This is a genomic window from Streptomyces sp. NPDC001709, assembly GCF_053596375.1.
This window is the reverse complement of sequence record NZ_JBSFGB010000001.1, coordinates 501,275-528,139: the sequence shown is the minus strand read 5'-3', so window position 1 is coordinate 528,139 and position 26,865 is coordinate 501,275. Positions and strand designations below refer to the sequence as shown.

General features: G+C 70.4%; 24 protein-coding genes, 1 tRNA gene and 1 riboswitch. Of the genes, 8 read left to right on the top strand and 17 right to left on the bottom strand.

Annotation, left to right across the window (positions count from 1 at the left end; translation table 11 throughout):
- Nucleotides 1-142: 142 nt before the first annotated feature.
- From ACWC0C_RS02595 to ACWC0C_RS02585, 3 genes are all read left to right on the top strand, one after another.
- Nucleotides 143-1,162, top strand: coding sequence for an SGNH/GDSL hydrolase family protein (locus tag ACWC0C_RS02595; protein WP_449197436.1), 1,020 nt, complete (start codon nucleotides 143-145; stop codon nucleotides 1,160-1,162).
- A 134-nt stretch (nucleotides 1,163-1,296) separates the two neighbouring features.
- The gene (locus ACWC0C_RS02590; protein ID WP_450861028.1) at nucleotides 1,297-2,517 is read left to right on the top strand and encodes an acetyl-CoA C-acetyltransferase; all 1,221 of its coding nucleotides are present in this window, start codon (nucleotides 1,297-1,299) and stop codon (nucleotides 2,515-2,517) included.
- A gap of 283 nt (nucleotides 2,518-2,800) precedes the next feature.
- Nucleotides 2,801-3,583 carry a hypothetical protein gene (locus ACWC0C_RS02585; RefSeq protein WP_449197434.1) on the top strand — a complete coding sequence of 261 codons (783 nt, stop codon included), beginning with the start codon at nucleotides 2,801-2,803 and terminating at the stop codon, nucleotides 3,581-3,583.
- Between the two features lie 22 nt (nucleotides 3,584-3,605).
- On the opposite strand, the gene ACWC0C_RS02580 is transcribed toward ACWC0C_RS02585, so the two are convergent.
- Nucleotides 3,606-3,917, bottom strand: a complete 312-nt coding sequence (locus tag ACWC0C_RS02580) for a hypothetical protein (RefSeq protein ID WP_449197433.1) — start codon at nucleotides 3,915-3,917, stop codon at nucleotides 3,606-3,608.
- Between the two features lie 99 nt (nucleotides 3,918-4,016).
- On the opposite strand from ACWC0C_RS02580, the gene ACWC0C_RS02575 reads away from it, so the two are divergent.
- Entirely contained in the window at nucleotides 4,017-4,247 is a 231-nt protein-coding gene (locus ACWC0C_RS02575) for a DUF4287 domain-containing protein (RefSeq protein ID WP_020940491.1), read from the top strand.
- 60 nt (nucleotides 4,248-4,307) lie between these two features.
- On the opposite strand, the gene ACWC0C_RS02570 is transcribed toward ACWC0C_RS02575, so the two are convergent.
- From ACWC0C_RS02570 to ACWC0C_RS02560, 3 genes are all read right to left on the bottom strand, one after another.
- A complete protein-coding gene (locus ACWC0C_RS02570) occupies nucleotides 4,308-5,168 on the bottom strand; it encodes a Bax inhibitor-1/YccA family protein (protein WP_449197432.1) in 861 nt (286 codons plus the stop codon).
- A 186-nt stretch (nucleotides 5,169-5,354) separates the two neighbouring features.
- Nucleotides 5,355-6,530, bottom strand: a complete 1,176-nt coding sequence (locus ACWC0C_RS02565) for a 4-hydroxybenzoate 3-monooxygenase (protein WP_449197431.1) — start codon at nucleotides 6,528-6,530, stop codon at nucleotides 5,355-5,357.
- A gap of 140 nt (nucleotides 6,531-6,670) precedes the next feature.
- Nucleotides 6,671-6,757 (bottom strand) — tRNA-Leu (locus ACWC0C_RS02560).
- 420 nt (nucleotides 6,758-7,177) lie between these two features.
- Between ACWC0C_RS02560 and ACWC0C_RS02555 the strand changes: the two genes are divergently transcribed.
- Nucleotides 7,178-7,948 (top strand): ABC transporter ATP-binding protein, encoded by a 771-nt coding sequence (locus ACWC0C_RS02555; RefSeq protein WP_449197430.1) that lies wholly within the window; start codon nucleotides 7,178-7,180, stop codon nucleotides 7,946-7,948.
- Nucleotides 7,948-10,476: an ABC transporter permease gene (locus tag ACWC0C_RS02550; RefSeq protein ID WP_450861024.1), complete on the top strand. Its 2,529-nt coding sequence runs from the start codon at nucleotides 7,948-7,950 to the stop codon at nucleotides 10,474-10,476. The genes ACWC0C_RS02555 and ACWC0C_RS02550 overlap by 1 nt, the downstream gene beginning before the upstream one ends.
- Before the next feature lie 54 nt (nucleotides 10,477-10,530).
- Here the strand turns inward: ACWC0C_RS02550 and ACWC0C_RS02545 are convergent, their stop codons facing one another.
- Nucleotides 10,531-11,835 carry a class I SAM-dependent methyltransferase gene (locus ACWC0C_RS02545; RefSeq protein WP_450861137.1) on the bottom strand — a complete coding sequence of 435 codons (1,305 nt, stop codon included), beginning with the start codon at nucleotides 11,833-11,835 and terminating at the stop codon, nucleotides 10,531-10,533.
- Nucleotides 11,836-12,086: 251 nt separating this feature from the next.
- On the opposite strand from ACWC0C_RS02545, the gene ACWC0C_RS02540 reads away from it, so the two are divergent.
- Nucleotides 12,087-12,746, top strand: coding sequence for a hypothetical protein (locus ACWC0C_RS02540; RefSeq protein WP_450861022.1), 660 nt, complete (start codon nucleotides 12,087-12,089; stop codon nucleotides 12,744-12,746).
- Between the two features lie 77 nt (nucleotides 12,747-12,823).
- Here the strand turns inward: ACWC0C_RS02540 and ACWC0C_RS02535 are convergent, their stop codons facing one another.
- Nucleotides 12,824-14,203, bottom strand: a complete 1,380-nt coding sequence (locus tag ACWC0C_RS02535; protein ID WP_449197426.1) for an NAD(P)/FAD-dependent oxidoreductase — start codon at nucleotides 14,201-14,203, stop codon at nucleotides 12,824-12,826.
- Nucleotides 14,204-14,750: 547 nt separating this feature from the next.
- Here ACWC0C_RS02535 and ACWC0C_RS02530 point away from each other — a divergent pair.
- Nucleotides 14,751-15,044, top strand: coding sequence for a hypothetical protein (locus ACWC0C_RS02530; protein WP_449197425.1), 294 nt, complete (start codon nucleotides 14,751-14,753; stop codon nucleotides 15,042-15,044).
- Nucleotides 15,045-15,113: 69 nt separating this feature from the next.
- On the opposite strand, the gene ACWC0C_RS02525 is transcribed toward ACWC0C_RS02530, so the two are convergent.
- From ACWC0C_RS02525 to ACWC0C_RS02475, 11 genes are all read right to left on the bottom strand, one after another.
- Nucleotides 15,114-16,103, bottom strand: coding sequence for a Ppx/GppA phosphatase family protein (locus ACWC0C_RS02525; protein WP_450861020.1), 990 nt, complete (start codon nucleotides 16,101-16,103; stop codon nucleotides 15,114-15,116).
- Nucleotides 16,100-16,642: a DUF501 domain-containing protein gene (locus ACWC0C_RS02520; protein ID WP_449197423.1), complete on the bottom strand. Its 543-nt coding sequence runs from the start codon at nucleotides 16,640-16,642 to the stop codon at nucleotides 16,100-16,102. The genes ACWC0C_RS02525 and ACWC0C_RS02520 overlap by 4 nt, the downstream gene beginning before the upstream one ends.
- A gap of 29 nt (nucleotides 16,643-16,671) precedes the next feature.
- Nucleotides 16,672-17,148: an FtsB family cell division protein gene (locus tag ACWC0C_RS02515; protein ID WP_449197422.1), complete on the bottom strand. Its 477-nt coding sequence runs from the start codon at nucleotides 17,146-17,148 to the stop codon at nucleotides 16,672-16,674.
- Nucleotides 17,149-17,252: 104 nt separating this feature from the next.
- On the bottom strand, nucleotides 17,253-18,539 hold the full coding sequence (gene eno, locus ACWC0C_RS02510; RefSeq protein ID WP_449197421.1) for a phosphopyruvate hydratase: 1,287 nt from the start codon (nucleotides 18,537-18,539) through the stop codon (nucleotides 17,253-17,255).
- Nucleotides 18,540-18,900: 361 nt separating this feature from the next.
- Nucleotides 18,901-19,587, bottom strand: coding sequence for a transglycosylase family protein (locus tag ACWC0C_RS02505; protein ID WP_450861017.1), 687 nt, complete (start codon nucleotides 19,585-19,587; stop codon nucleotides 18,901-18,903).
- A gap of 4 nt (nucleotides 19,588-19,591) precedes the next feature.
- Nucleotides 19,592-19,765: riboswitch (cyclic di-AMP (ydaO/yuaA leader) on the bottom strand.
- A 184-nt stretch (nucleotides 19,766-19,949) separates the two neighbouring features.
- A complete protein-coding gene (locus ACWC0C_RS02500; RefSeq protein WP_450861016.1) occupies nucleotides 19,950-21,059 on the bottom strand; it encodes a transglycosylase family protein in 1,110 nt (369 codons plus the stop codon).
- A 168-nt stretch (nucleotides 21,060-21,227) separates the two neighbouring features.
- Nucleotides 21,228-22,730, bottom strand: a complete 1,503-nt coding sequence (locus ACWC0C_RS02495; protein ID WP_450861014.1) for a cytochrome P450 family protein — start codon at nucleotides 22,728-22,730, stop codon at nucleotides 21,228-21,230.
- Entirely contained in the window at nucleotides 22,727-23,788 is a 1,062-nt protein-coding gene (locus tag ACWC0C_RS02490) for a nucleoside triphosphate pyrophosphohydrolase (RefSeq protein ID WP_450861012.1), read from the bottom strand. Before ACWC0C_RS02490 ends, ACWC0C_RS02495 begins: the two co-directional genes overlap by 4 nt.
- Nucleotides 23,789-23,878: 90 nt before the next feature.
- Entirely contained in the window at nucleotides 23,879-24,532 is a 654-nt protein-coding gene (locus ACWC0C_RS02485) for a SurA N-terminal domain-containing protein (RefSeq protein WP_449197416.1), read from the bottom strand.
- Between the two features lie 166 nt (nucleotides 24,533-24,698).
- Nucleotides 24,699-26,192: a protein kinase domain-containing protein gene (locus tag ACWC0C_RS02480; RefSeq protein ID WP_450861135.1), complete on the bottom strand. Its 1,494-nt coding sequence runs from the start codon at nucleotides 26,190-26,192 to the stop codon at nucleotides 24,699-24,701.
- A 38-nt stretch (nucleotides 26,193-26,230) separates the two neighbouring features.
- Nucleotides 26,231-26,857, bottom strand: coding sequence for a hypothetical protein (locus ACWC0C_RS02475; RefSeq protein WP_449197415.1), 627 nt, complete (start codon nucleotides 26,855-26,857; stop codon nucleotides 26,231-26,233).
- Nucleotides 26,858-26,865 lie beyond the last annotated feature (8 nt).

Sequence of the window (26,865 nt, the reverse complement as noted above, 5' to 3'; positions counted from 1 at the left end):
TGCAAAAAAGTGGTCGTAGTGGTGCCGCCAGCCTAAGGCCAGGCGTGCGGCCCGGGCGGTCGTTCACTCACCGTCGAGATTGGCGTACGGGCTGTACGGGGCAAGGAGTGGGTGTACGGCTACGAGGAGGTGGCGGCGACGCATGACGAGCATGTCGAGGGCGAGGGTGGCCCGGCGTATCGCGGCCGGAGCGGCGTACGGCGGTGGCGGGGTCGGGCTGGTCGGCGCGGCGGCGGTCGGCCTGCTGCTGGCGGAGGTACGACTGGCCCGGCGCCATGTGGGCAACGGCGCCGGCGGCCGCGTCCCGGTGGCCGACGGCGTCTACGGTCACACCTACGACATCCCCGGTGAACCGCCCCTCCGCCTGACCATGCTCGGCGACTCCACGGCGGCCGGACAGGGCGTGCACCGGGCGGGCCAGACACCGGGCGCACTGCTGGCGTCGGGGCTCGCCGCGGTGGCGGAACGCCCGGTGGAACTACGCAACGTCGCCCAGCCCGGGGCCCAGTCCGACGACCTGGACCGCCAGGTGGGCCTGGTGCTGGGTTCCTCGTTTCCCGTCCCGGACATCTGCGTGATCATGGTCGGCGCGAACGACGTGACGCACCGGATGCCGCCGACCCGCTCGGTACGGCACCTGTCGTCGGCGGTACGGCGGCTGCGCACGGCCGGTGCGGAGGTGGTGGTCGGCACCTGTCCCGACCTCGGCACCATCGAGCCGGTGCAGCAGCCGCTGCGCTGGCTGGCCCGGCGGGCCTCGCGGCAGCTGGCGGCGGCACAGACGATCGGGGTCGTGGGGCAGGGCGGGCGCACGGTGTCGCTGGGCGATCTGCTGGGCCCCGAGTTCGAGGCGAACCCCCGGGAACTCTTCGGCCCGGACAACTACCACCCCTCGGCGGAGGGCTACGCGACGGCGGCGATGGCTGTCCTGCCGACGGTGTGCGCCGCCCTCGGCCTGTGGCCGGCGGAGGAGGAACGCCCGGACGTGTCCCGCCGCGAGGGCTTCCTGCCGGTGGCCCGCGCCGCCGCCGAGGCCGCGTCGGAGGCGGGTACGGAGGTCACGGCGGCCATGCCGACGGGGCCGCGTGGACCGTGGGCACTGCTGAAGCGACGCCGGCGGCGCAGGGTGCCGGAGGCCGAGCCCGCCCGCCCGTCCACCTGAACCGCCGGAGGCAAAAGCAAGCGCTTAGTAAATTGCGGTCAGTGTCACACCCCAACACCGGTGACCTGAACCATACGTAGCGGTAACTTCCCAACCGGCCCTGCCCGCAAGAAAACCCGTTCACTGGAGCCGTGATGCCCGAAGCCGTCATCGTCTCGACCGCCCGCTCCCCCATCGGCCGCGCCGGCAAGGGTTCCCTCAAGGATCTGCGCCCCGACGACCTGACCGCCACGATCATCCAGGCCGCGCTCGCCAAGGTCCCCGAGCTGGACCCCCGGGACATCGACGACCTGATGCTCGGCTGCGGCCTCCCCGGCGGCGAACAGGGCCACAACCTCGGCCGCATCGTCGCCGTACAGATGGGCATGGACCACCTGCCCGGCTGCACGATCACCCGTTACTGCTCCTCGTCCCTGCAGACCTCCCGCATGGCGCTGCACGCCATCAAGGCCGGCGAGGGCGACGTCTTCATCTCGGCCGGTGTCGAGACGGTCTCCCGCTTCGCCAAGGGCAGCTCCGACGGCCTCCCGGACACCCACAACCCCCTCTTCGCCGAGGCCGAGGCCCGCACCGCCGCCGTAGCCCAGCAGGAGGGCACCACGTGGCACGACCCGCGTGAGGACGGGCTGATCCCCGACGCCTACATCGCGATGGGCCAGACCGCCGAGAACCTGGCCCGCGCCAAGGGCATCACCCGCGAGGACATGGACGAGTTCGGCGTCCGCTCGCAGAACCTGGCCGAGCAGGCCATCAAGAACGGCTTCTGGGAGCGCGAGATCACCCCGGTGACGCTCCCGGACGGCACGGTCGTCAGCAAGGACGACGGCCCGCGCCCCGGTGTCACCCTGGAGGGCGTGGCGGGCCTCAAGCCGGTCTTCCGCCCGGACGGCCTGGTCACCGCCGGCAACTGCTGCCCGCTCAACGACGGCGCCGCCGCCGTCGTCATCATGAGCGACACCAAGGCCCGCGAGCTGGGCCTGACCCCGCTCGCCCGGATCGTCTCCACCGGCGTCTCCGGCCTCTCCCCCGAGATCATGGGCCTCGGCCCGGTCGAGGCGAGCAAGCAGGCCCTGCGCCGCGCCGGCCTCACCATCGACGACATCGACCTGGTCGAGATCAACGAGGCCTTCGCCGCCCAGGTGATCCCCTCCTACCGCGACCTCGGCATCGACATCGACAAGCTGAACGTCAACGGCGGCGCCATCGCCGTCGGCCACCCCTTCGGCATGACCGGCGCCCGCATCACCGGCACGCTCATCAACTCCCTGCAGTGGCACGACAAGCAGTTCGGCCTGGAGACGATGTGCGTCGGCGGCGGCCAGGGCATGGCGATGGTCATCGAGCGCCTCAGCTGACCCACGCCCGGTAGCCGACCGGGCACGCTGCGTCCGGCAAGGGCCCAGAACCGAGGAAACTCCAAGGTTCTGGGCCTTTCCGTGATCCAATCTCCCCCAGGATGTGACCTATCTGACTCGCCGGACACATCAGTGCAGGTCACCGCAGGTCAGCCAGGCGCACATGGCACCCCCGAGGCCAAGGTCCTGTCCGTTTCGTGACGTTACGCACTGACAGCTGCTTAGTCCGCCCTTCAAGCTGATGTAGGAAGTCGGGGGTCGACTTTGAACCGGGAGTACGTCAGTGAGCGCCATGCCGATCGCCTTGCTGCTCACCACGGCCGCCACCGGCGCCGTGGGCGTCGCCGTCCTGCGCACCGTTCTCAAGCTGCGCCGCCAGCTCGCGGAGCTGCACACCCAGCTGGCGGAGAACCAGTCCGCCGCCATGCGCGCGCTGCTGCCGAACGCCCGCAGCCATGCCGACGCCGACCAGATACGTACGGCCGTGGCGGAGGCGCTCGCCGAGGAGCGGGAGCGGGAGCTGGCCGAGGCGCGCGCCTTCTGGGCCGCGCAGGAGGCCCGTGACGCCTCCGACGCGCCGACTCTGCTCGGCCTGCCCGACACCGAGCTGTTCCTGCCCCGGCAGACCGACTTCGCCGGCCTGGAGCCGGTGTCCGAGCCGACGGCCGACGCCGACGAGTTCGCCGGGGAGTCCCCGGAACTGGCCGCGGCCCGCCGCCGTCACCCCTCGCACCCCGACTTCGTCCCGGTGCAGTCCCCGATGGTGAACGACCACGAGCGCACGGTCACCACACTGGAGCAGCTGGCCGCCGACCACATCGAACTCTGCGACGTCCGGCCGGGCCCCCTCGGCACCCTCGACGTCTACGTCTTCGCCGACGGCACCACCCTGTGCATGACCCCGGGCCACCGCGAGACCGCCGAACGCCTCGCCACGGCCGTGGAGGCGGGCGAGGCCCCGTACCTGCTGGGCGGTTCCGGCATCTCCGGCGCCTACACCCTCACCTTCGCCTGCGGCGAGGAAACGGTCTACATCCTGGCCGACAGGGTCATAGCGTCACTCTGACGGCCACCAGGGGACAGGGGCGTCAGACCCCCGCCCTCTCCCGCGCCTCGTCGACCAACCGCACCGCGTCGGCGACTTCGTCGTCACTGCGCAGCACCAGCGCCAAGTCATGTGCGGCAACCAGCATCTGGTCGGCCGCGGCGAACATCCCCGCGTCCGGCATCTCCCGGGGCTCTGTCCCCGGCTCCTCAACGGCCTGGGCCCGCCGGGCCAACTCCCTGGCCAGCTCCAGGGCCTCCCCCGCAGCCCCTCTCTGCAGCCGGCTCTGCGGAGCCGCGCGCAACCGGTCGGCGAAATGATCCACTGCTCGGGTCAAGGGCGTCGTATCAACCACGCGCCGAGAGTAACGTGCCGCACTGTTGCCAATACGCGAACGCTCAGGCACGGTGACGTGAAGGACCGGCTTACATCCCCTTTGCGTTCGGAGGCGCCGATGTCCCAGCTCTTCTCGGAGGAGACCCACCGCAATCTGCTCGCCCGCATCCCCCACTGCACCGGTCGTGAAGTCTCCGACTGGCTGCGCACCGTAGAAGAAGGCCCCGCCCTGTTCCGCTTCGAGGAGAAGGTCAGCTGGCTCCGGCACGAGTACGACCTCGCGTACGGCCACGCGAAGGCGATCGTCCACGAGTACGACCTCAGGAGGGCAGCCCGCAAGCTGCTCTAGACGGCGAAGGGCCCCGGGTCGTGACCCGGGGCCCTTCTCACGTCACGGCCGGCGCGTGCGCTAGTCGTTGTTGGTGAAGATCGCCACCAGCCGCAGCATCTCCAGGTAGATCCAGACCAGCGTCACGGTGAGACCGAACGCGGCCAGCCAGGACTCGTTGCGCGGGGCGCCGTAGGCGATGCCGTCCTCGATCTGCTTGAAGTCGAGGGTCAGGAAGAACGCGCCGAGCACGATGGCGATGATGCCGACGAGCGCGCCGAGCGGACCGAAGCTGCGCAGTCCGCCGTTCTCGGCGACGCCGAAGACGACCAGCAGCAGGTTGACCGCCATGACCACCAGGAACGCCATGGCGATGGCCATACCGATGCGGGCGTAGCGGGCGGTGACGCGGATCCAGCCGGCCTTGTAGACCAGCAGGGTCGCGGCCGAGACCGCCATGGTGCCGAGCACCGCCTGGAAGGGGGCGCCGCTCCAGCGGCTGTTGTACATCTCGCTGATGACGCCGAGGAAGACGCCCTCGAAGGCGGCGTACCCGAGGATCAGCGCGGGCGACGGGGTGCGCCTGAAGTTCTGGACCATGGCCAGGACGAACGCGATCAGCGCCGAGCCGACGGCCAGGCCGTAGCTGGTCGTCGTGACCGGCAGCAGCGCCCAGGCGAGGACGGCGCCGACGGCGACGGTGCCGAGCGTGATGGCCGAGCGGACGACGACGTCGTCCATGGTCATCCGGTCGGTGGTGACGGGGGTCTGCGGCGGGGCGCCGTACTGGACGTCGCCCTGCGCGTACGGGTTCTGGGCGTAGGGGTTCTGCGCGTACGGGTTGCCCTGTGCGTACCCGGCCTGCGGTGCGGTGTTGAAGCCGGCGTAGCCGTTGTCGCGGCTGAACCCCCGTCGCGAGAAGACCGGGTTACTGCTCCTCATTTCACTCCTCCATGGCTGCCGTGCGCAGCCTTGGCTCAAGAGTAATGGATTGGCAAAGGACCGACCATGATACTTGAGGAGGATCTTTCCCCTGCCGTGCTGCCCAACACGCTACGCGGACCGGCGATTCCCGGCCATGGGTGATCGCATTCCATGACGAACCTGCTACCCGAACGAGACGTGGCGCTACTCCAGCGGGAACCCTGTGTACGCCTCGGCCAGGTCGGTGCCGGCCGCGCGGGAGGAGGCGATCCGGTCCAGCCGGGCCAGTTGGAGGCGGGCGTCGAAGGATGTGGCGTCCGGGGCCGGATGGAGCATCGTCGTCATGTCGTAGGAGAACCGCTCGGCCTGCCAGACGCGGCGCAGACAGGTCGCGGAGTAGGCGTCGAGGAGCTCCGGGGAGCCGGTCTCCTTCTGGTGGGCGAGGGCGCGGGCGAGGGTGACGACGTCGCCGACGGCGAGGTTCATCCCCTTGGCGCCGGTCGGCGGGACGATGTGGGCCGCGTCACCGGCGAGGAAGAGCCGGCCGTGCCGCATCGGCTCGTGGACGAAGGAGCGCATGGGGGTGACCGACTTCTGGGTGACGGGCCCGCGTTCCAGCCGCCAGTCGTCGTCGGTCTCGAAGCGCCGCTGGAGTTCCGACCACATCGCGTCGTCGGTCCACTCGTCGGCGTGCGTGTCGGCGGGCACCTGGAGGTAGAGGCGGGAGACAGACGGGGAGCGCATGGAGAGGAGGGCGAAGCCGCGTTCGTGGCGGGCGTAGACGAGTTCGTCGTGCGAGGGCGCGACATCGGCGAGGATGCCGAGCCAGGCGTAGGGGTACGTCCGCTCGAACACACGGGACAGGGCGGGCGGGAAGGCCTTGCGGGCCACGCCCCAGAAACCGTCGCAGCCGACGGCGTAGTCGCACTCCAGGACGTCCTCGCGGCCCTGGTGCCGGAACGGGATGCGCGGCCGGTCGCCGTCGGCGCCCTCGACCGCCAGCGCCTGCGCCTCGAACAGCAGCGGTCCGCCCTCCTTCAGCTGAAGGGCGATCAGGTCCTTGCAGACCTCGGTCTGGGCGTACACCATCACCGACCGGCCGCCGGTCAGGCCGGGGAAGTCGACGCGGTGGCGGCGGCGGTCGAAGCGCAGCTCGATGCCGTCGTGCCGCAGGCCCTCCCGGTCCATCCGCTCCCCGGCGCCCGCGGCGCGCAGCACGTCGACCGTGCCCTGCTCCAGGATCCCGGCGCGCTGGCGGTGCTCGACGTAGGCACGGCCGCGGCTCTCCAGGACCACCGAGTCGATGCCGGCGCGGTGCAGCAGCCGCGCCAGCAGCAGTCCGGCCGGCCCGGCTCCGATGATCCCGACGGTGGTGCGCATGGGCTGTCCCTTCCCGTGGCGTCGTCGCCTCAGACCCTGGTTTCTGTTCGCCTGGTGAAGTTTTCTTCACCCACTGGTGGGCCGAGTCTGGGCCGGAGGGTATGGGATGTCAATGGGTGGGACTGCGGCCAAGGCGCGGTTGGTGCCCGGAGCCGGACTTGAACCGGCACGCCCGCGAAGGGGCAGCGAGGTTTAAGCTCGCCGTGTCTGCATTCCACCATCCGGGCAGGCCATGGGGCTCCGCTTCGAGGTTCGAGCCTATCGGGACGCATCCCCCGAACAGCGGAACGGCGGACCGATGTTGTCTTATTTTATTGACGTCTGAGGGTGCATCAGCCCGCGGAACGGGCCATCCGCACTTGCCAACAGCGTGACGCGACGTAGGTACGCCCGTACGTGGAATGACGGAATTTCACCGTCCGAACGAGGGTGTTCCACCCGTTCTCGACATCGTTCGACACCGATTCGGCCGTCCCCCGCAGCGCCCTCTCGGGGTCGGCCGTCCTCCCCAGGTATGACACACCGCTCTCCAGTCCGACCCGAGTCGCCCTCCAGAACCGGAACAGCGACTGACTACACGCGACCTGGGCGCCGGGACGATGGAGCAGTCCCCATGGAACTCGTCGTCCCGACAGGAGCACCTTCCCGTGACCACCACACCCACCGCCGGCCGGACCACCGCCGTGGCCGCACGCGCCTCGGAGCTGTCGAAGATCTACGGGCAGGGTGAGACCCGGGTGGTCGCCCTGGACCGGGTCTCCGTCGACTTCCGGCAGGCCGAGTTCACCGCGATCATGGGACCGTCCGGCTCCGGAAAGTCCACGCTGATGCACTGCGTGGCGGGCCTGGACACCTTCTCCTCGGGTTCCGTGCGCATCGGCGACACCGAGCTGGGCTCACTGAAGGACAAGCAGCTCACCAAGTTGCGCCGGGACAAGATCGGCTTCATCTTCCAGGCCTTCAACCTGCTGCCGACGCTGACCGCGCTGGAGAACATCACCCTGCCGATGGACATCGCCGGGCGCAGGCCGGACAAGGCCTGGCTGGATCAGGTGATCTCGATGGTCGGCCTGTCCGGGCGGCTCAGCCACCGGCCCTCCCAGCTCTCCGGCGGCCAGCAGCAGCGCGTGGCCGTCGCCCGCGCCCTCGCCTCCAAGCCCGAGATCATCTTCGGTGACGAGCCGACCGGAAACCTCGACTCGCGCTCCGGCGCCGAGGTCCTCGGCTTCCTGCGCAACTCGGTGCGCGAACTGGGCCAGACCGTCGTCATGGTGACCCACGACCCGGTCGCCGCGGCCTACGCCGACCGCGTGGTCTTCCTCGCCGACGGCCGGATCGTCGACGAGATCCACGGCCCGACGGCCGACTCCGTCCTCGACCTGATGAAGCAGTTCGACGCGAAGGGCCGTACCTCCTGATGTTCCGCACCGCCCTGCGCAACGTCCTCGCGCACAAGGCCCGGCTCCTGATGACCGTGCTCGCCGTCATGCTCGGCGTGGCCTTCGTCTCCGGGACGCTCGTCTTCACCAACACCATCTCCGACGCCTACCAGAAGAGCTCCGCCAAGGGCTTCGACCAGGTCGACGTCGCCGTACGGCCCAAGTACCAGGAATCCAGGGGCGACAACGTCGGCAAGCTGTCCGACCTGAACCAGGCCACGCTGGACAAGGCCGCCAAGGTCCCGGGCGCCGCCTCCGCGACCGGTGTCGTCAGCGGCTTCACCGCCGTCGCCGGCAAGGACGGCAAGCTCGTCGGCGGCGACTGGCAGTCCGCCGGCGGCAACTACTGGGGCGCCAAGGACGCCCGGTACCCGCTGGTCAGCGGCCACGCCCCGCGCGGCGCGGGCGAGGTCCTGCTCGACTCCAAGACCGCCGAGCGGGCCGGCTACCAGGTCGGCGACACCGTGCGCCTGTCCGTGAACGGGCCGGTCCTCACCCCGACCCTCGCCGGCATCTTCACCACCGACGACGGCAATGTGTCCGCCGGCGGCAGCCTCGCCCTGTTCGACACGCCGACCGCGCAGAAGCTGTTCGGCAAGAAGGGCACGTACGACGAGATCGACGTCAAGGCCGCGACAGGCACCAGCCAGTCCGCGCTGAAGGCCGGGCTGGACAAGGCCCTGCCCTCGCACCTGGTGGAGACCACCACCGGCAAGCAGCTCGCCGACGACCAGGCCAAGCAGATCGCCGACTCGATGAGCGGTCTGAAGCAGGCCCTGCTGGTGTTCGCCGGTATCGCGCTGTTCGTCGGCACGTTCATCATCGCCAACACCTTCACCATGCTGGTCGCCCAGCGCACCCGGGAACTGGCCCTGCTGCGCGCGGTCGGCGCCTCCCGCCGCCAGGTGACCCGCTCGGTGCTCATCGAGGCGTTCGTGGTCGGCACGGTCGCCGGCGTGACCGGTCTGGCCGCCGGTATCGGCATCGGGGCGGGCCTGCGTTCGCTGCTGGGCTCCTTCGGCGCGAGCATGCCCGACGGGCCGCTGGTGATCAGCACCGGCACCGTGGTGGCCGCCCTCGCGGTCGGCATCCTCATCACCATGCTGGCCGCCTGGCTGCCCGGCCGCCGGGCCGCGAAGATCCCGCCGGTCGCGGCGATGAGCAGCGTGCACGCCAAGGCCACCACCAAGTCGCTGGTGCTGCGCAACACGCTCGGCGCGCTGTTCGCGGCGGCCGGCGTCGCGGTGGTCCTCGCGGCCACGACGATGGACACCGACTCCGCCCAGGGCCCGATGGGCATCGGCGCGGTCCTGCTGATCACCGGCGTGTTCATCCTGACCCCGCTGCTGTCCCGCCCGCTCATCGCGGCCGCCGCCCCGGTGCTGCGCGCCTTCGGCGTCTCGGGCAAGCTGGCCCGCCAGAACTCGGTGCGCAACCCGCGCCGTACGGCGGCCACCGCCTCCGCGCTGATGATCGGCCTCACCCTGATCACGGGCATGACGGTGATGGCGGGCAGCCTGCAGACGGCGATCGACAAGATGGCCAGCTCGTCGCTGCGCGCGGACTACGTCGTCTCGATGACCAACGGCGACCCGCTCTCCCCCGACGTGGCGAAGAAGATCGCCGCGACCGACGGCGTGACCGACAGCAGCCCCCTGCGCCGTGCGGTCTCCCGGATCGACGGCTCCAACGAGGTGCTGACCGGCGTCAACGGCTCCTCGATCGGCGCACTGACCCATCTGGAGATGGAGCAGGGCACCTTCGAGGTGGGCGGCTCCCGGGTCACCGTGGACGAGGACACCGCCAAGTCGCACGGCTGGAAGGCCGGGTCGGTCTTCACCGTGCGCTACGAGGACGGCAAGCGGCAGAAGCTGACGGTCGCCGGTGTCTACCGGGGCAACGAGATGTTCAAGGAGATCCTGGTCGACAACAAGGCCCTGACTCCGCACCTGCCCCACCCGTCCGACAGCGACGTCATGGTCAAGACCGCGGGCGGCGCCTCCAGCGCCACCAAGGACAAGCTGGTCAAGGCCCTCGACTCCAACCCTGCCATCAGGGTCCAGGACAAGCAGGACATCTCCAACGCCATCGCGAAGATGTTCACGACGATGCTGAACATGCTCTACGGCCTGCTCGGCATGGCGGTGATCGTCGCGGTCCTCGGTGTCATCAACACCCTGGCCATGTCCGTGTTCGAGCGCGCCCAGGAGATCGGCATGCTCCGCGCGATCGGCCTGGACCGCAAGGCGGTCAAGCGGATGGTCCGCCTGGAGTCCCTGGTGATCTCCCTGTTCGGCGGGGTGCTCGGCATCGGCCTGGGCGTGTTCTTCGGCTGGGCTGCCGGTGAGCTGCTGGGCACGAAGATGCCGACGTACGAACTGGTCCTGCCCTGGGGCCGGATGGCGGTCTTCCTGCTGCTGGCGGGTACGGTCGGCATCCTGGCCGCACTGTGGCCGGCGCGGCGCGCGGCCCGGCTGAACATGCTGACGGCGATCAAGGCGGAGTAGCGGCAGCCGCACGACGCCGGAGGGGCCCCGCAGCCGCGGGGCCCCTCCTCTTGCTCAGCTGTTGTTCCAGGTGCGGCTGCGCAGCGGCAGCCCGGACGTGCCCGGCTCCGGGGTGCGGATCGCCAGGACCTGGTTGACACCGATCCGGTTGCGTTCGAAGGCGAGCGCGGAGGCGGCCATGTACAGCTGCCAGACGCGGGCGCGGCCGGGGCCGGTGAGGCGGACGGCACGGTCCCAGCCGTCCTCCAGGTTGGTCACCCAGCGGCGCAGGGTGCGGGCGTAGTGCTCGCGGATGGCCTCCACGTCCCGCACCTCGAACCCGGCGCGCTCCAGCTGGGTGACGGTGGTGCCCACCGGTGCGAGTTCGCCGTCCGGGAAGACGTAGGAGTCGATGAACGCGTCCACGCGGTACGTCGATTCGTCGCACTGCGGGCGCCGGGCGATCTGGTGGTTGAGCAGCCGTCCGCCGGGCTTCAGCAGGGCGTACAGCCGGCGGGCGTACTCCAGATAGCGTTCGGCGCCGACGTGTTCGGCCATGCCGATGGAGGAGATGGCGTCGAAGGGCCCGTCCGCCACGTCCCGGTAGTCCTGGACCCTGATCTCCACCCGGTCGGTCAGCCCCTCGTCGGCGACGCGCTTACGGGCGTACGCCGCCTGCTCCTGCGACAGCGTGACCCCGACGACGCTCACGCCGTGCTCACGGGCCGCGTGGATGGCCATCGAGCCCCAGCCGCAGCCGACGTCCAGCAGCCGCTGGCCGGGCGTCAGACCGAGCTTGGCGCAGATGAGTTCGAGCTTGTCCCGCTGGGCGGTCTCCAGGCTCTCGTCGGTGTCGAGGGCCCCCCAGTACGCGCAGGAGTACACCATCGACGGGCCGAGGACGAGCTCGTAGAAGTCGTTGCCGACGTCGTAGTGGTGGCTGATGGCCCGCTTGTCGGTGTGCCGGGTGTGCAGACGCCGGCGCGGCCTGCGGACCTCCTCACGCGGCGGCGCGGGCGGGATCGGGGGCCCCGCCAGTTTCAGCAGCTCGCGGACGGCGGACCGTACGGCGGGGTCACGCAGGGCCTGTACGACGGTACGGCCGTCGTCCCCGCGCTCCCACACGAGTCCCGCCATCGCGTCGAGCGCGGTGTACAAGTCGCCCTCGATGTCCAGGTCGCCGGAGACCCAGGCCCGGGCGAGGCCCAGCTCGCCCGGTTTGAACAGCATGCGGCGCAGGGCGCGGCGGTTGCGCACGACCAGCGCCGGCGCGTCCGGCGGCCCGGCCTGCGATCCGTCCCAAGCCCGCAGCCGGACCGGGAGCGGAACTCCCAGCACCTGTTCGGCAAGACTCCTCAGCCGCGACGCGGCGTCGGCCATGGCGCACACCTCCAAGACGAGATCCCGGATGCCGGTAACCACGTAAACACCGTCGGTGGTCCCGCGCAGTCCCGCAAAGGAGTTACAACCGAGCAAAATGACTGTATCGGCCATGTAGAGGGGATGCGGAGTGTGCACGATGCCCCCGCTATCGGTCAAGCCACGACTTTCTGGGGCATGACGGGCATGCGGGGGGCGGGCCGTAATGGATGACGTACCCGATCCCCCCTCTTCCTCGGATGTGCATCACCATGATTCGTCTTTCCAAGTTCCAGCGCCTCGCTCTGCTCGCCGCCTCGACCACGGTGATCACTGGAGGTGTGCTGTCGCACGGCGCCGCGTTCGCCGCCACGGCAGCTCCGCACAGCGCCGCGGCCTCTGTCGCCGCCCCGGGCCACCTCGAAACCGCCGCACAGTGGAAGAAGATCACCGACACCCCGAGCGGCATCACCGTCCAGCTTCCCGGAATGCCCAAGGTGCAGAAGTACTCCGACAGCGGGCTCAACAGCCGTACCTATGAGGTGAGGACCGGATACGGGGTCATGGGCTTCTCGGTCCTCGACGGGCCCGCCGTGGATCCGTCCAAGCCGTGGGACCTCAACGAAGGTCTCAAGCCCGTGGTGGACGGTTTCAACAGCGGCGATCCCAGCGCCAAGCTGAAGAGCACCGATGCCCATGAGGGCACCACGAAGGACGGCCACCACTACCTGGAGGCCAAGCTCGTCGGCGCCGACGGCATGGTGGGGCACATCCGCCTCGTCGACGCCGGAGCGCAGGCGATGGTGATCCTGAACGTCGGCACCGACGATCAGCAGAAGGCCGTCGACCAGGACTACCAGCAGGTGCTCGACAGCATCCACGTTCCGGACCACGGCACCTCGCAGACCGAGGGATCCGCCGCGTCCACCTGACCGGGCGACCACACGCCGAAGGACCTCCCGCACCACGGATGGCGGGAGGTCCTTCGGCGTGTTTCAGCGACCGTGGGTCAGGAGGCCTTGGCCTTCTCCCCGGTCTTCGCGGCGGCGACCGGCGCCGGCTTGGCGGCCTCGTAGAACTCCTCGCGCGGGTTCTCCATGGCACCCAGGGAGACGACCTCGCGCTTGAGGAACATGCCGAGCGTCCAGTCCGCGAGGACGCGGATCTTGCGGTTCCAGGTCGGCATCGCCATGCCGTGGTAGCCACGGTGCATGTACCAGGCGAGGCGGCCCTTGAGCTTGATCTTCACCTTGCCCATGACGATCATCGCCACGCCCTTGTGCAGGCCGAGACCGGCGACCGCACCCTTGTTGGCGTGCTCGTAGTCCTTCTGCGGGAAGCCCCGCATACCGGAGACCACGTTGTCGCCGAGCACCTTGGCCTGGCGCAGCGCGTGCTGGGCGTTCGGCGGGCACCAGGCGTTCTCGTTGCCCGCCTTGCGGCCGACGAGGTCCGGGACCTGGGCGTTGTCACCGGCGGCCCAGATGTAGTCCGTGCCCTTGACCTGAAGCGTCGGCTCGCAGTCGACGTGGCCGCGGGGGCCGAGCGGCAGACCGAAGCGGGCGAGGGCCGGGTTCGGCTTGACGCCGGCGGTCCACACGATCGTGTTGGAGTCGACCTCGAGGCCGTTCTTCAGCACCACGTGGCCGTCGACGCAGGAGTCCATGGAGGTGGAGAGGTAGATCTCCACACCGCGGCCCTCCAGGTGCTCCTTGCCGTACTGGCCGAGCTTGGGGCCGACTTCGGGGAGGATCTTGTCGGCGGCGTCGACGAGGATGAAGCGCATGTCCTCACGGGACACGTTCTTGTAGTACTTGGCCGCGTCCCGGGCCATGTCCTCGACCTCGCCGATGGTCTCCGCACCCGCGAAGCCACCACCGATGAAGACGAAGGTGAGCGCCTTGCGGCGGATCTCCTCGTCGGTCGTGGAGTCGGCCTTGTCCAGCTGCTCGAGGACGTGGTTGCGCAGACCGATGGACTCCTCGATGCCCTTCATGCCGATGCCCTGCTCGGCGAGGCCGGGGATCGGGAAGGTGCGGGAGACGGCGCCGAGCGCGATGACGAGGTAGTCGAAAGGCAGCTCGTACGCCTCGCCCACCAGCGGGGCGATCGTGGCGACCTTGCGGTCCTGGTCGATGGTGGTGACCCGACCGGTGAGGACCTCCGCCTTCGGCAGCACGCGTCGCAGCGGGACGACGACATGGCGAGGGGAGATGTTGCCGGCGGCGGCTTCGGGGAGGAAGGGCTGGTAGGTCATGTACGACCGGGGGTCGACGACCGTGACGGTCGCCTCTCCGTAGCGCATCTTCTTGAGAATGCGCCGAGCTGCGTACAGGCCTACGTACCCACCGCCTACTACGAGGATCCTGGGACGCTCCGTGGTGCTCATGCCATCGAGTATCCACCCGCGACTGGAGGGTCGCTCGTGCGCCCCTTCACAAGGTCTGACAGGGCCTGTGCTACACTCCGCGGCCCACGTGATGCAGGTCATGACCACCAAAGGGAACCGCAGCACCCTTTGAGCCGTTGTCAAGGCCGCGTGAGCTGCCTCTCTCGGCAGCGGGCGAGGATGTGAGCCGCCCGAAACACCCCTGTCGGCACGCGATCCGAAGGCGTCCCACAACCCCTATCTGAACACGTTCAAGGGCCTCTTCATCCCCTGAAAGGGCCAACAGGCCCTCTTCCGTACGTCGACCGTCCCGAATTCCTTGTGAAGAACTTCACGAAGTTTTCCGACGCCACGCCACGGAGGGGACCCATGGCGCTTCGGAAATCGCTCAAACGTTATCCGACCTGCTCAGCAGTTGGCTACCCATGAGTAACAAAAGAGGGTCGGGCAACAGGTTCACCCGCCCGGGCCGTTGGACGGCGTGTCGTTCACCCGGTCAGCCATATACCGCGTGATATTTGGGCATATGCGCACATAGCGTGACGGCATGACCACTACACAGAAGGCCTCCAAGAAGGCCATCTCGCGAATAACCGCGGTCGGCGCGGTCCTGGGCCTCGTTCTTGCCGCGGGGACGGCGACGGCCGCATCCGCCGTGGCCGCGACGCCCGGCTCTCACCTCACCGCCCAGGCGGCCGCCCGCGCGGGCGGCGGCCACGACAAGGGCGGCGGCCACGACGAGGGCCGGGGCCATGACGAGGGTCGCGGCCATCACGAAGGCGGCGGCGGCCATGACGAGGACGAGGAGTGTGACGGCCTCATCGTCATCCTCTGCATCTGAGGGCCGACTGGCCCCGGGCTGAGGCGACGGCCCCGGTTCCCGCGTCCGAGGAACCGGGGCCGTTCCACGTCACCGCAGGTCAGCCGGCTTCCTACCGGACTCCGTCCGTTCCGTCTGCTCGGCCACCTTGAAGGCGATGCCGTCGAGGATGTCGTGCTCGCTCACCACGACCTCCTCGGCGCCGATCCGCTCCATGATCGCGAGCAGCACGAGGGCGCCCGCGCCGATGACGTCGACCCGGCCGGGGTGCATGGACGGGACGGCGGCACGCTCGGCGTGCGTGGAGCGCAGCAGCCACTCGGTGATCTCGCGGACCCGGTCGTGGGAGATCCGGGAGTGGTGGATGCGCGCGGAGTCGTACTCCGGCAGCTCCTGCGCGATGGCCGAGACGGTGGTGACGGACCCGGCGAGGCCCACCAGGGTGTGCGCCTCGCGCAGCGGGACCGTCTGCTCGGCGAGGTCCAGGGCCGCCTCGATGTCGGCCCGTATGGCGGCGATCTCCTCCTCGGTGGGCGGGTCGGAGACCTTGCCCTCGTGCACCAGATGCCGCTCGGTCATCCGTACACAGCCGACGTCCACGGACCGCGCGGCCCGCACGTGCTCGTCGCCGACGACGAACTCGGTGGAGCCGCCGCCGATGTCCACCACCAGGTACGGCTTGGTGAGGTCCGCCCGCCCGCGCAGCTCCCTGGTCGCGCCGGTGAAGGAGAACTCGGCCTCCTGGTCGCCGGTGACGACCTCCGGCTCGACCCCGAGGATGTCCAGCACGCCGCGCACGAACTCGTCCCGGTTCTCGGCGTCGCGGGAGGCCGAGGTGGCCACGAAGCGGAGCTCCTCGGCGCCGTGCTCCTTGATGATCTCCGCGTACTCACGGCAGGCGGCGAAGGTCCGCTCCAGCGCCTCCGGCGCGAGCCGGCCGGTCCGGTCGACGCCCTGGCCGAGCCGGACGATCGTCATCCGCCGGTCCAGATCGACGAGTTCGCCCGTCTCCGGGTCGATGTCCGCGACGAGCAGGCGGATGGAGTTCGTACCGCAGTCGATGGCGGCGACGCGGGTCACTTCCCGTCCCCCTCGGTCTCGGTGTCGTCGAAGGTCACGCAGGCTCCCTTGCGCCACCACTCGGGCAGCATGGCGAGCGCCTCGTCCCCGAGCGGGTTCACACCCGGGCCGGCGGCCAGCGAGTGGGCGACCAGCACATGCAGGCACTTCACCCGGTCCGGCATGCCCCCCGCGCTCGGGAAGCCCTTCAGCTCCTCGATCTCGTCCCGGCGCCGGATGTAGTCCTCGTGCGCGGAGCGGTACGCGGCGGCCAGCTCGGGGTCCGTCGCCAGCCGCTCGGTCATCTCCTTCATCACGCCGTTCGCCTCCAGCGTGCCGATCGCGGAGGACGCCTTCGGGCAGGTGAGGTAGTACAGCGTCGGGAAGGGCGTACCGTCGGGCAGCCGCGGCGCGGTCTCCACGACGTCCGGCTGACCGCACGGGCAGCGGTGCGCGATGGCCCTGAGGCCCCGCGGCGGGCGGCCCAGCTGCTGCTTGAAGGCCTCGACGTCCGCGTCGGTGGGCTCGGTGCGCGGAGTGGGCGGCGGGGGCGTTTCCATGACTGCTTCTCGAAAGGCTTTCTGTCGGTTCACTGGTCGGAGGCGTCGGACTTGTCGACCCCGTCCCAGACGTTCGCGTACCAGGGCCGGTGGGCGGCCCCGAGATAGGCACGGGACTGCTTGGCTGCGCCGGGATCGACGACCACGTACCCGGTCTCCCCGGGCATCACGTAGTGCAGCCGGCGCCGGATCTGCTGCTCGGCGTAGGAGTCGTCCTGCCAGCGCGCCTTGAGGTCGCGCAGTTGCTCGACCCGCTTGGCGGCCTGCTCCCGCTGCCGCTGCAGGTCGGAGATCTGCGCGCGCTGGGAGACGTACTGCCGCATCGGATAGGCGAGCGCGACGATCATCGAGCACAGCACCAGCGCGAGCAGCGCCGCGCGGCCGGTGAGCCGGGAGCGGCGGGCCTGCCGTTTGGTCTGGGAGCGGTAGACCCGGGCCGCCGTCTGCTCGCCGAGCAGTCTGAGCCTGGTCGCGGTGGAGAAACGGTCCCGGTCCTTGACGGCCATCGGCTCTCCGCCTCCCCTTTCACACGTGCGTACGTCCCCGGACACGGTACGGGACCGGCTCCGGGGACGTACGTACGACTGGCTAAGGCTTAACCCGGAGTGGGTCAGCCCTTGAAGCGGGGGAACGCGCTGCGGCCCGCGTACACCGCGGCGTCGTCGAGGATCTCCTCGATGCGCAGCAGCTGGTTGTACTTGGCGACGCGCTCGGAGCGGGCCGGGGCGCCGGTCTTGATCTGGCCGCAGTTGGTGGCGACGGCCAGGTCGGCGATGGTGACGTCCTCGGTCTCGCCGGAGCGGTGCGACATCATGCACTTGTAGCCGCTGCGCTGGGCCAGCTCGACGGCGTCCAGGGTCTCGGTGAGCGAACCGATCTGGTTCACCTTCACGAGCAGCGCGTTGGCGGCGCCGTCCTCGATGCCGCGGGCGAGGCGCTCGGGGTTGGTGACGAACAGGTCGTCGCCGACCAGCTGGACCTTGTCGCCGAGCTTGTCGGTGATGACCTTCCAGCCGGCCCAGTCGTCCTCGAACAGCGGGTCCTCGATGGAGACGAGCGGGTAGGCCGCGACGAGCTCCTCGTAGTACTCCGTCATCTCGGCGGCGGAGCGCTCCTTGCCCTCGAAGAGGTACTTGCCGTCCTTGTAGAACTCGGAGGCGGCGACGTCGAGCGCGAGGGCGATCTGCTGGCCGGGGGCGTAGCCGGCCTCCTTGATGGCCTCGATGATGAGGTCGAGGGCCTCGCGGTTGGAGCCGAGGTTCGGGGCGAAGCCGCCCTCGTCACCGAGGCCGGTGGACAGGCCCTTGGCCTTCAGCACCTTCTTGAGGGTGTGGTAGACCTCGGTGCCCCAGCGCAGGGCCTCGGAGAAGGACTCCGCGCCGATCGGGGCGATCATGAACTCCTGGATGTCCACGTTGGAGTCCGCGTGCGAGCCGCCGTTGAGGATGTTCATCATCGGCACCGGCAGCAGGTGCGCGTTCGGGCCGCCCAGGTAGCGGAAGAGCGGGAGGTCGCTGGCCTCGGAGGCGGCGTGGGCGACGGCGAGGGAGACGCCGAGGATGGCGTTGGCGCCGAGGGAGCCCTTGTTGTCGGTGGCGTCCAGGTCGAACATGGCCTGGTCGATCAGGCGCTGCTCGGTGGCGTCGTAGCCGACCAGCTCCGGGCCGATCTGCTCGATGACCGCGAGGACGGCCTTCTCGACGCCCTTGCCCTGGTAACGGTTGGGGTCACCGTCGCGCAGCTCGATGGCCTCGAAGGCGCCGGTCGAGGCGCCGGACGGGACGGCGGCACGACCCGTGCTGCCGTCGTCGAGGCCGACCTCGACCTCGACCGTGGGGTTGCCTCGGGAGTCCAGGATTTCCCGGGCTACGACGACGTCGATGGACGGCACGAGCATCTCCTTCTTGGGATGTGACGCTGGAAGTGCGGGGCGTGTGCCTTACGGCTGTGCCTTGCGACTAGAGCCTAACCGTCCCGGGGGCGTCGGCCACCGACCGACCGCCCCGTGGACGGGGAGGACACGCAGACGGTACCCATTGTTCACCCACGGAACAAAGGGGCCTCCGGGTGAGGCCGAGGTGAAGAGTGGGGAAAGCGCACGGAAAAGGGGCGCAGAAGAGGGGTACGGCAGAGGGGCACGGACAAGAGGCGCGGACAAGGGGTGCAGTAAAAAACCCCGCCCCGGCGCGTACGGGGGAACACGCGCCGGGGCGGGGAGCCCGTGGGGACGGGGGGCGGACCCGAAGGGCAGCTGTCGCTTACTTCAGGTGCAGCTGCTGGCCCGGGTAGATGAGGTTCGCGTCCTCGACGATGTCCTTGTTCAGCTTGAACAGCTGCTGCCAGCCGCCGGCGACGTGGTGCTTCTCGGCGATGGAGCTGAGGGTGTCACCCGTGACGACCTTGTACTCGCCGTCACCCTTCTTGACCTTCTTGCCGGTCGGGGTCGTGACGGTCTTGCTCGCCTTCGGGGCCGTGCGCTCGGCGGAGCGGGTGGCGGCCTGCTGGTCGGTGGAGCGGGTGGTGGTGCTGGGGCTCTTCGAGGAGCTGGTGCTCGGGGCCGCGCCGTTGTAGGCGGCGGAGGACAGGCCCGTGCCGCAGACCGGCCAGGCGCCCTTGCCCTGCGAGGCGAGGACCTTCTCGGCGACGGCTATCTGCTGGGCCTTGGTGGCCTGGTTGGCCTGCGCGGCGTACGCGGTGCCGCCGTACGCGGCCCAGGTCGAGGCGGAGAACTGCAGACCGCCGTAGAAGCCGTTGCCGGTGTTGATGGACCAGTTGCCGCCCGACTCGCACTGGGCGACCGTGTCCCACTCGGAGGCGGTGGCGGCGGAGGCGTTGCCGGCCGCCATCAGCGGGGCGGCGACGGCGGCGCCGGTCACACCGGCGAGAGCGATGGCGCGGGTGGCCTTGGACGGACGACGGTGCTTGCCCTTGCCGGAAAACAGCATGGATCGATCCCCTCACCGACGCCTGCGAGGTGAGCTGTCGGGTTCGGGCCGGTTGAGTTGCCCGGCCGCACGCTCGCTCTCGCGAGGCGCGGCTTCACCCCTAGCCGGTTCCAGCGTCAACCGCTGGGCCCGGCGCTTACCTTGGGTCCCCCGCTCCTGCCTACGGCGCTTGACGCGACGACTGTTCCCGGGCAACCCGCTGGCAGGATTCGGCGTTGCGAGTGCCGGGGCTCGTGGTGACGAGCGGTCCTGACCGTAGACATGCGATCGACGGAATTTCAAAGACGATCAGGGCTTCTGAGACTCATCCCACACTTTCGCCAAACCGGACAATCAGCCGCGAAAGGGGGCGTCAACTGCCGCTATCGGGCGTCCTTTTCGCCCCCGACTTTCAGGGTCTGACCGGCGGTGATGTGGTTCGGGTCGGCGCCGATGACCTTCTTGTTGCCGTCATAGAGGGCGTGCCACCCGCCGTCGACGCCAAGGGAGTCGGCGATGGAGGCCAGGGAGTCGCCCTCGCGGACGGTGTAGGTGCCCGGATCGCGGTCGGCGTGACGGCCGGAAGGTACGGCGTTCTGACCGTTTGGCACGCTTTCATCCGCGCTCTCACCACGGTGACGTCCGCCACTGCTGAGCGCGCCGGTGTCGACCAGGCTCCAAGAACCGGCGCTCTGCCGGGAATTGTCCGAATCATCGATGCCGGGAGTCGCCGTGGGGGAACCGTCGCTCCCCTGCGAGCCTCCACTGCCGGTCGAGTCGGACTTGTCAGTCTTGTCGGACTTGGGGGTGCTGGTATCGGTGGGGCCGCCCGACTTGTCCGGAGTCTTGGAGGCGTCCTCGCTCGGGCTCGGGGTCGGCGTGGCGCTCGAGTCCGAGGCGGAGCCGGAGGGATCCGGGACGGAGGAGTCCGAGCCGGAGCCGGAGTTGGAACCGGAGCTGGAGCCGGCGTCGGAGCCGGTATCGGTGCCGGACGAGGACGAATCCGGCAGACCGGATGAATCGGAGCTGCCGGACGTGCCGGAGGTGTCACTCGACCCGCCGGTGTCGCCGGAGCCACCCGGTCCGCCGACGCCGGTGTCGACGTCGACCGAACCCGAGTGGGAGGTCAGCCCGGCGGTCAGCGCGCACATGGCCCACGGCTTGGTGCCCTGGTCGGCGAGGATCTTCTCGGCAACCGCTATCTGCTGGGAGCGGCTGGCCTGGTCGGCGCTCTCGGCGTACTGCGTTCCGCCGTACTTGTCCCAGTCGACCTGCGAGATCTGCAGGCCGCCGTAATAACCGTTTCCGGTGTCCGCGCTCCACGAACCGCCGCTCTCGCACTCGGCGACCTTGTCCCACGTGGTCCCGTCGGCCGCGTTGGCGCTCGCGGCGCCGAGCAGCGGAATCGCGATGGCGGAGCCGGTCACTCCGGCCGCGACGAGGAGGGCCGGAGCCTGACGGGGGCGACGGTGACGACCGTTCCCGGAGAGCATGCGGAAGCCTTTCGTGCGACAGCAGGACCGGCGCGGCGAAGTTCTGCCCCTCGCCACACTGATGGGTGAACGTATCGGCAGACGATCACTTGTCACAAGTTAATGCCGCGCAGATCACGTGAAGATCACATAGTTGAACGCGCGTCACTTTTCCCGGGAGGAGTGTGCTCAGGCGGTGGGCGTGAACTCCACCGGCAGGGTGCGCAGGCCCCGCATGATGAGCCCGCCGCGCCAGCGCAACTCGGCCGGATCGACGGCGAGCCGCAGGTCGGGCAGGCGGGTGAGCAGGGTGGCGAGCGCGGTCTGGCCCTCCAGCCGGGCGAGCGGGGCGCCGAGGCAGTAGTGGATGCCGTGGCCGTAACCGAGGTGCTGGTTGTCGCGGCGGGCGAGGTCCAGCACGTCCGGGCCGGCGAACCGCTCCGGGTCCCGGTCGGCCGCCGCGAGCACCACGAGCACCGGGTCCCCGGGCGCGATGTCCTGCCCGCCGATGGTCAGCGGCTCGGTGGCGAACCGCCAGGTGGCCAGCTCCACCGGGCCGTCGTAGCGCAGGAGTTCCTCGACTCCGGTCTCCAGCAGGTCCCTTTCCCGCCGCGCCAGGGAGTCCTGGAGCCGCCGGCGCTGCCCTGGGTGGGTGAGCAGGGCGTAGGTGCCGTTGCCGATGAGGTTGACGGTCGTCTCGAAGCCGGCGAACAGCAGGATGAACGCCATCGCGGCGGCCTCGTTCTCGGTGAGGTGCTCTCCGTGGTCCGAGGCGCGGATGAGGCCGGAGATGAGGTCCTCGCCGGGCGCGGGCTGCTCGGGCAGCGCCTCGCGCTTCTTGTGGATCAGCTCGGCGAGGTAGCCGCGCATCTTCTTGACCGACCGTGCGACCCCGCCGCGCGGCCCGCCGCCGTGCCGGATCATCATGCCCGCCCAGTCCCGGAAGTCGTCCTGGTCCTCGCGCGGGACGCCGAGCATGTCGCAGATGGCGTAGATGGGCAGCGGGAAGGCGAACTCATGGATGAGGTCGGCCGAACCCCTCGCCGCGAACCCGTCGATGAGCCGGTCGGTCAGCTCCTGCACGCGGGGCGCGAACTCGGCGACCCGGCGCGGTGTGAACGCCTTGCTGACCAGCCGGCGCAGCCGGGTGTGGTCCGGCGGGTCGATGTTCAGCAGATGCGTCATCAACTCGGCCTTGCGCTCGCCGGGGATGCCGGTCTTGCCCTTGGCGTGCGCGGGCTCGTCGTGATGCGCCGGGTTCTTGCTCAGCCGCTGGTCGGCGAGGGCCTGCTTGGCATCGGCGTACCGGGTGACCAGCCAGGCCTCCACCCCACTGGGCAGCCGCGTCCGGTGCACCGGGGCGTACTCGCGCAGCCAGGCGTAGGCGGGATAGGGGTCGGTGGCGAACTCCCAGGTGAAGAGCGCGGGGCCGGAACGCTCGCCACCGGCGGCATGGACGGAGGAGCCTTCGGCGGAGCCGGCGACGGAACCCCGGGCGGGGTTGCGGGCAGAGCCCCCGGCGGAGTTGTGGGCAGAGCCCCGGGCAGAGGCTGCAGCCGAACCCCCGGCGGGGTCGGCGGCCGGACCCCCGGTCGAAGGTGGGGTCGGGATCTCGGTAGGGGCGGTGGATGTGCCCTCGGCGGAAGGGGTTGCGGCGGTGGGGCCCGTCGAGGGGTGGTGCTGGTCGGTCACCCCTCGACCGTATCCGGATCCGGGTGGGCCTCCGCGTCCCGGTGGTCGCCGGGGGCCGCGCCTGTCGCCTGGGGTGCGACCCCCTCCGCCTCCCGTATGGCGTCCCGGTACGCCCGCGCCGCCGCGCGCAGGGCCGCCTCCGGGTCCACGCCCTCCGCCTCGGCGCGGGCCGCCAGGGTCAGCAGCTGGTAGCCGATCCCCTCGCCCTGCGGGAGCGGCACGTCGAGGCCCGCCGTGCGGGCTCGGGAGACGAGCTTGGCGGCGAGGGCCAGGCCGGGCTGGCCGAGCGGGACGCCCTCCGTGACCGAGCTGCGCCGCTTCTCCTCGGCCTTGGTGCGCAGCCAGTGCTCCTTGACGTCCTCCGGCGTCTCGGCCTTCTCGTCGCCGAACACGTGCGGGTGCCGGTGGACGAGCTTGGCGACGATGCCGCCGGCCACGTCGTCGATGGAGAACGGCGCGTCCGGGTGCTCCTCGGCGATCCGGGAGTGGAAGACGACCTGGAGCAGGACGTCGCCCAGCTCTTCGCGCAGCTCCGCGCGGTCGCCGGCCTCGATCGCCTCGACCAGCTCGTACGCCTCCTCGATGCCGTACTTGGCGAGGCCCTGGTGGGTCTGCCGGGACGACCAGGGGCATTCGGCGCGGATGCGGTCCATGACCTGCACGAGGTCGAGCAGGCGGGCGCCGGGCAGGTCGTAGGAGGCGGGCAGCAGCTCCAGCTCGGGCATGGCGACCCGGCCGGAGCCGGCCAGCCGGGCCAGGCCGTCGGTGAGCGCGGGCTCCCCCTCGCCGGTGGCCACGACCACCACGGTCCGCCCGCCGGCACAGGCGTCGACGAGCTCCTGCGCGGTGGGGGACGCCTCCTCCACCCCTATCCCCGCCTCCCGCAGATACGGCAGCTGCGGATGCGTCCCGTCCGCGCACAGCACGGCATCGGCCGCGCGCAGGGCCTGCCAGGCGGGCCAGGAGAGCAGGCCGGGGGCGACGCGGTGGCTGGTGGTGAGCAGGACGATGCGACCGTGGTCGGCAGCGGGGGCGAGGCCGGGGCTGGATGCGTTCACGATCCGAACGTAACCCACCGCGGCCGGGAGCGGATTCGGTTATCCACAGGACGGGGACGATCGTGTGATCGTATGACCAAAGGCCGCCCGCTACGCCGTCACCGGCTGCCCGCCCGCCGCCGCCGTGACCTCCCGCACCCAGGGCGTCTTGGCGTCCACGCGGCTGCTCTTCTGCACGTCCCAGGTGCCGTAGCGCGGGTTGAGGTCGATGTGGAGTTCCCCGGAGGCCTTGGACAGCGCCTTCCAGAAGGCGGGCTGGCTGGTGTCGGTGCCGAGCCGCTCGGCCAGCTTCTGCGCCTCCAGCTGGAGCCGGAGGTTGTCGTCGAGGCGGGCGGGGGCGATGCCGTATTTCTGCAGCCAGGCGGTCTGCAGCCCCTTGGCACCGCCGGCCTGCTGCTCCAGGCCGGTGCGCATCTGCTGGACCTCCTTGCGGGTGACCGTGACGCCCTCGTCCTGCGCGGCGCGGTGCAGCACCCGGTCGAGAACCATGTTGTGCAGGGTGTCCCGGGTGAGGCTGCTGGTGGAGGCGAGGACCTGCTGGTACTGGGTCTCGTCCGGCACCGCGGCCCGCTGGGCCCTGCGGATCTCGTCGACCCGGTTCTCCAGCTGGGCGACGGTGATGCGCTGCCCTCCGACGACGGCGGCGGCGCCCGGGTGCGCGTCGTTTCCGCAGGCGGTCAGCAGGGGTGCCGCGGCGGCGATCGCGGCGGTGAGGACGAGCGCGGTGCGACGGCGGCGGTGCAAGGAAACCTCCCGAGGAGATTGTGCGACGGTGCACAAAGTCTTGCGGTGATCGATGGTAGGCAGTGGGCGGGCCGCGGCCAACCCATTCGACCAACGATTCGCATGCGCTTCGGGCACCGCCGCACCCACCGCACCCACCGCTTCGGCTCAGCCGGTGCCGTATGCGCTAACCGCGCACCTGCCCGAGCCACTGCAGGGTGCGCCGGATCTCCAAGGCCATCGGATAGCCGGGGCCGTGCAGCCGCTCCACGTCCATCAGCAGCCGGGCGAGGGTGTCGTGGGCGGACGGCCGGTCGCCGAGGGCGAGCAGCAGGTGGCCGATGCGCCGGCGGACCTCGTGGGCCAGCTGCGGATCGCCGGAGACGTACTGGTTCTCGTAGTACGGCAGCAGCGCGCGGTACTCGGCGAGCGCCGCCGCCGGCTGGCCGAGCTGCTCCAGGCACTGCGCGGCCTCGTAGCGGTAGCGCAGGGACTGCGGGTCGGCCTGGCCTGCCTCGGCGGCGCGTTCGTCGGCGAGTCGGCGCAGTTCGGGCAGAGCGCGCCGGTACTGGCCGTCGTCCATGAGCGTGGCCGCGTACTGCTTGCGCAGGGTGCGTACGACCGCGGAGTGCTCGCCGTGCTGCTCGGCGGCAGCGGGCAGGATCGCGCCCAGGATGTCCACGGCCTGGGTGATGCGCCCCTCCCCCAGCAGGCGCTTGACCTCGTCCACGGCCGCGGCGACATCGGGCTTCTCGGCCACCGGCGGCGCCGGCGCGACGGGGGCGGGCTGGGGCGCGGGGGTCCGCGCGCGATCCGGCCAGGGGGCGTGCGGGCGCAGGAAGGGGCGCGTGGGGTCCAAAGGAGCCCCGGTGGGCGTGCCGCGCGCGGGCAGGAGCTGCGCCAGGTCCTCGTAGACCTCCTGCGCGGACGCCGGGCGGTGCTGCGGGTCCTTGGCGAGCAGGCGCAGGACGAGCGTCTCCAGCGCCTCGGGGACCTCGGGGCGGATACGGCGCACGGGCAGCGGGGGCTCGTACAGGTGCCGGTGCAGCACGCCGAGCGCCGTCGAACCCGCGAACGGCACGTCACCGCTGAGCAGTTCGTGCATCAGCACACCGAGCGCGTACAGGTCGGTGTACGGGCCGACCGAGCCGCCCATCGCCTGCTCCGGCGCCATGTAGGCGGGCGAGCCGATCGGGGAGCCGGTGTGGGTGAGGCGGGTGGTGTCGGTGTCCATGACCGAGGCCACGCCGAGGTCGAGCACGGTGACGGTGCCGTCCTGCTTCACCATCACATTGCGCGGCTTGAGGTCGCGGTGCACGATCGGCACGGCGTGCACGGCGCTCAGCACGGCGCACAGTTGCGCGGCCACCGCGACCGCCCACTGCCACGGGTACGGATCGTGCTCGGCGAGGTGGTCGGACAGGTCGGCGCCGTCGACGTACTGCATGACGAGGAACAGCTCCTCGCCCTCGCTGCCCGCGTCGTGCACCGTCACCAGGCCCGGGTGGTCCACCTGTGCGGTCACCCGGCACTCGCGCATGAACCGGCGGCGCAGCTCGTCCGCCTCCTGGCCCGCCACCTTGTCGGGGCGCAGCAGTTTCACCGCCACGCGCCGGTCGAGCCGCTGGTCGTAGGCCGTCCACACCTGGCCCATGCCGCCCTGTCCGATGAGCGTGGACAGTTCGTACCGGCCGGCGACGACGCGTCCTGTCGCCACGCTCACCTTCCGCCCTCGTGGCTGTCGGGCCGGCCGTCGTGCTGGCGCAGGTAGTCGCTCAGCTCGTCCAGTTCGGCGCGGACCTGCTCGATGTGGGTGGGCGCCGGGCGCTGGGGCGGTGCGGGCACGTGCGGCTGGGGCGCGGGGACGTGGGGCATCGGGGCCGGGACGTACGGGGGTTGCGGCGTGCTCGGCCTGCTCGGCGCGGTCGTCGCGGTGAACGGCGAGACGGGCTGGGGGTATGCGTAGCCCGGCCCCAACCGCACCTGCCCGGCGTAGGCCTGGCGGAGCCGATGGAAGTGGCGTATGTCCGCGTAGAGGTAGTAGGCGACGCAGGCGACGGCGTTCAGCAGCAGCATGCTCATGCCCAGATTGCCGTTCGCCGAGCTGAAGTCGTCGGTGTGGTCGGTGCTGAAGAGTGCGAAGCAGATACCGAGGACGGTCACGGATCCGCCGAAGAACCACCACTCGGCGGGCCTGCGGGTCACGATCGCCGCACGCAGCGGCGCCACCCACGCCAGGAATCCGATGCTGAGGAACGCCAACGCCACGAAGATCACGCGCAACAGGACCAGCACCCCGGTCGAGGGTGGCTGCGGCGGAGGCGGCGCGTAGCCGTGGCCTTGCATGGCTGCTC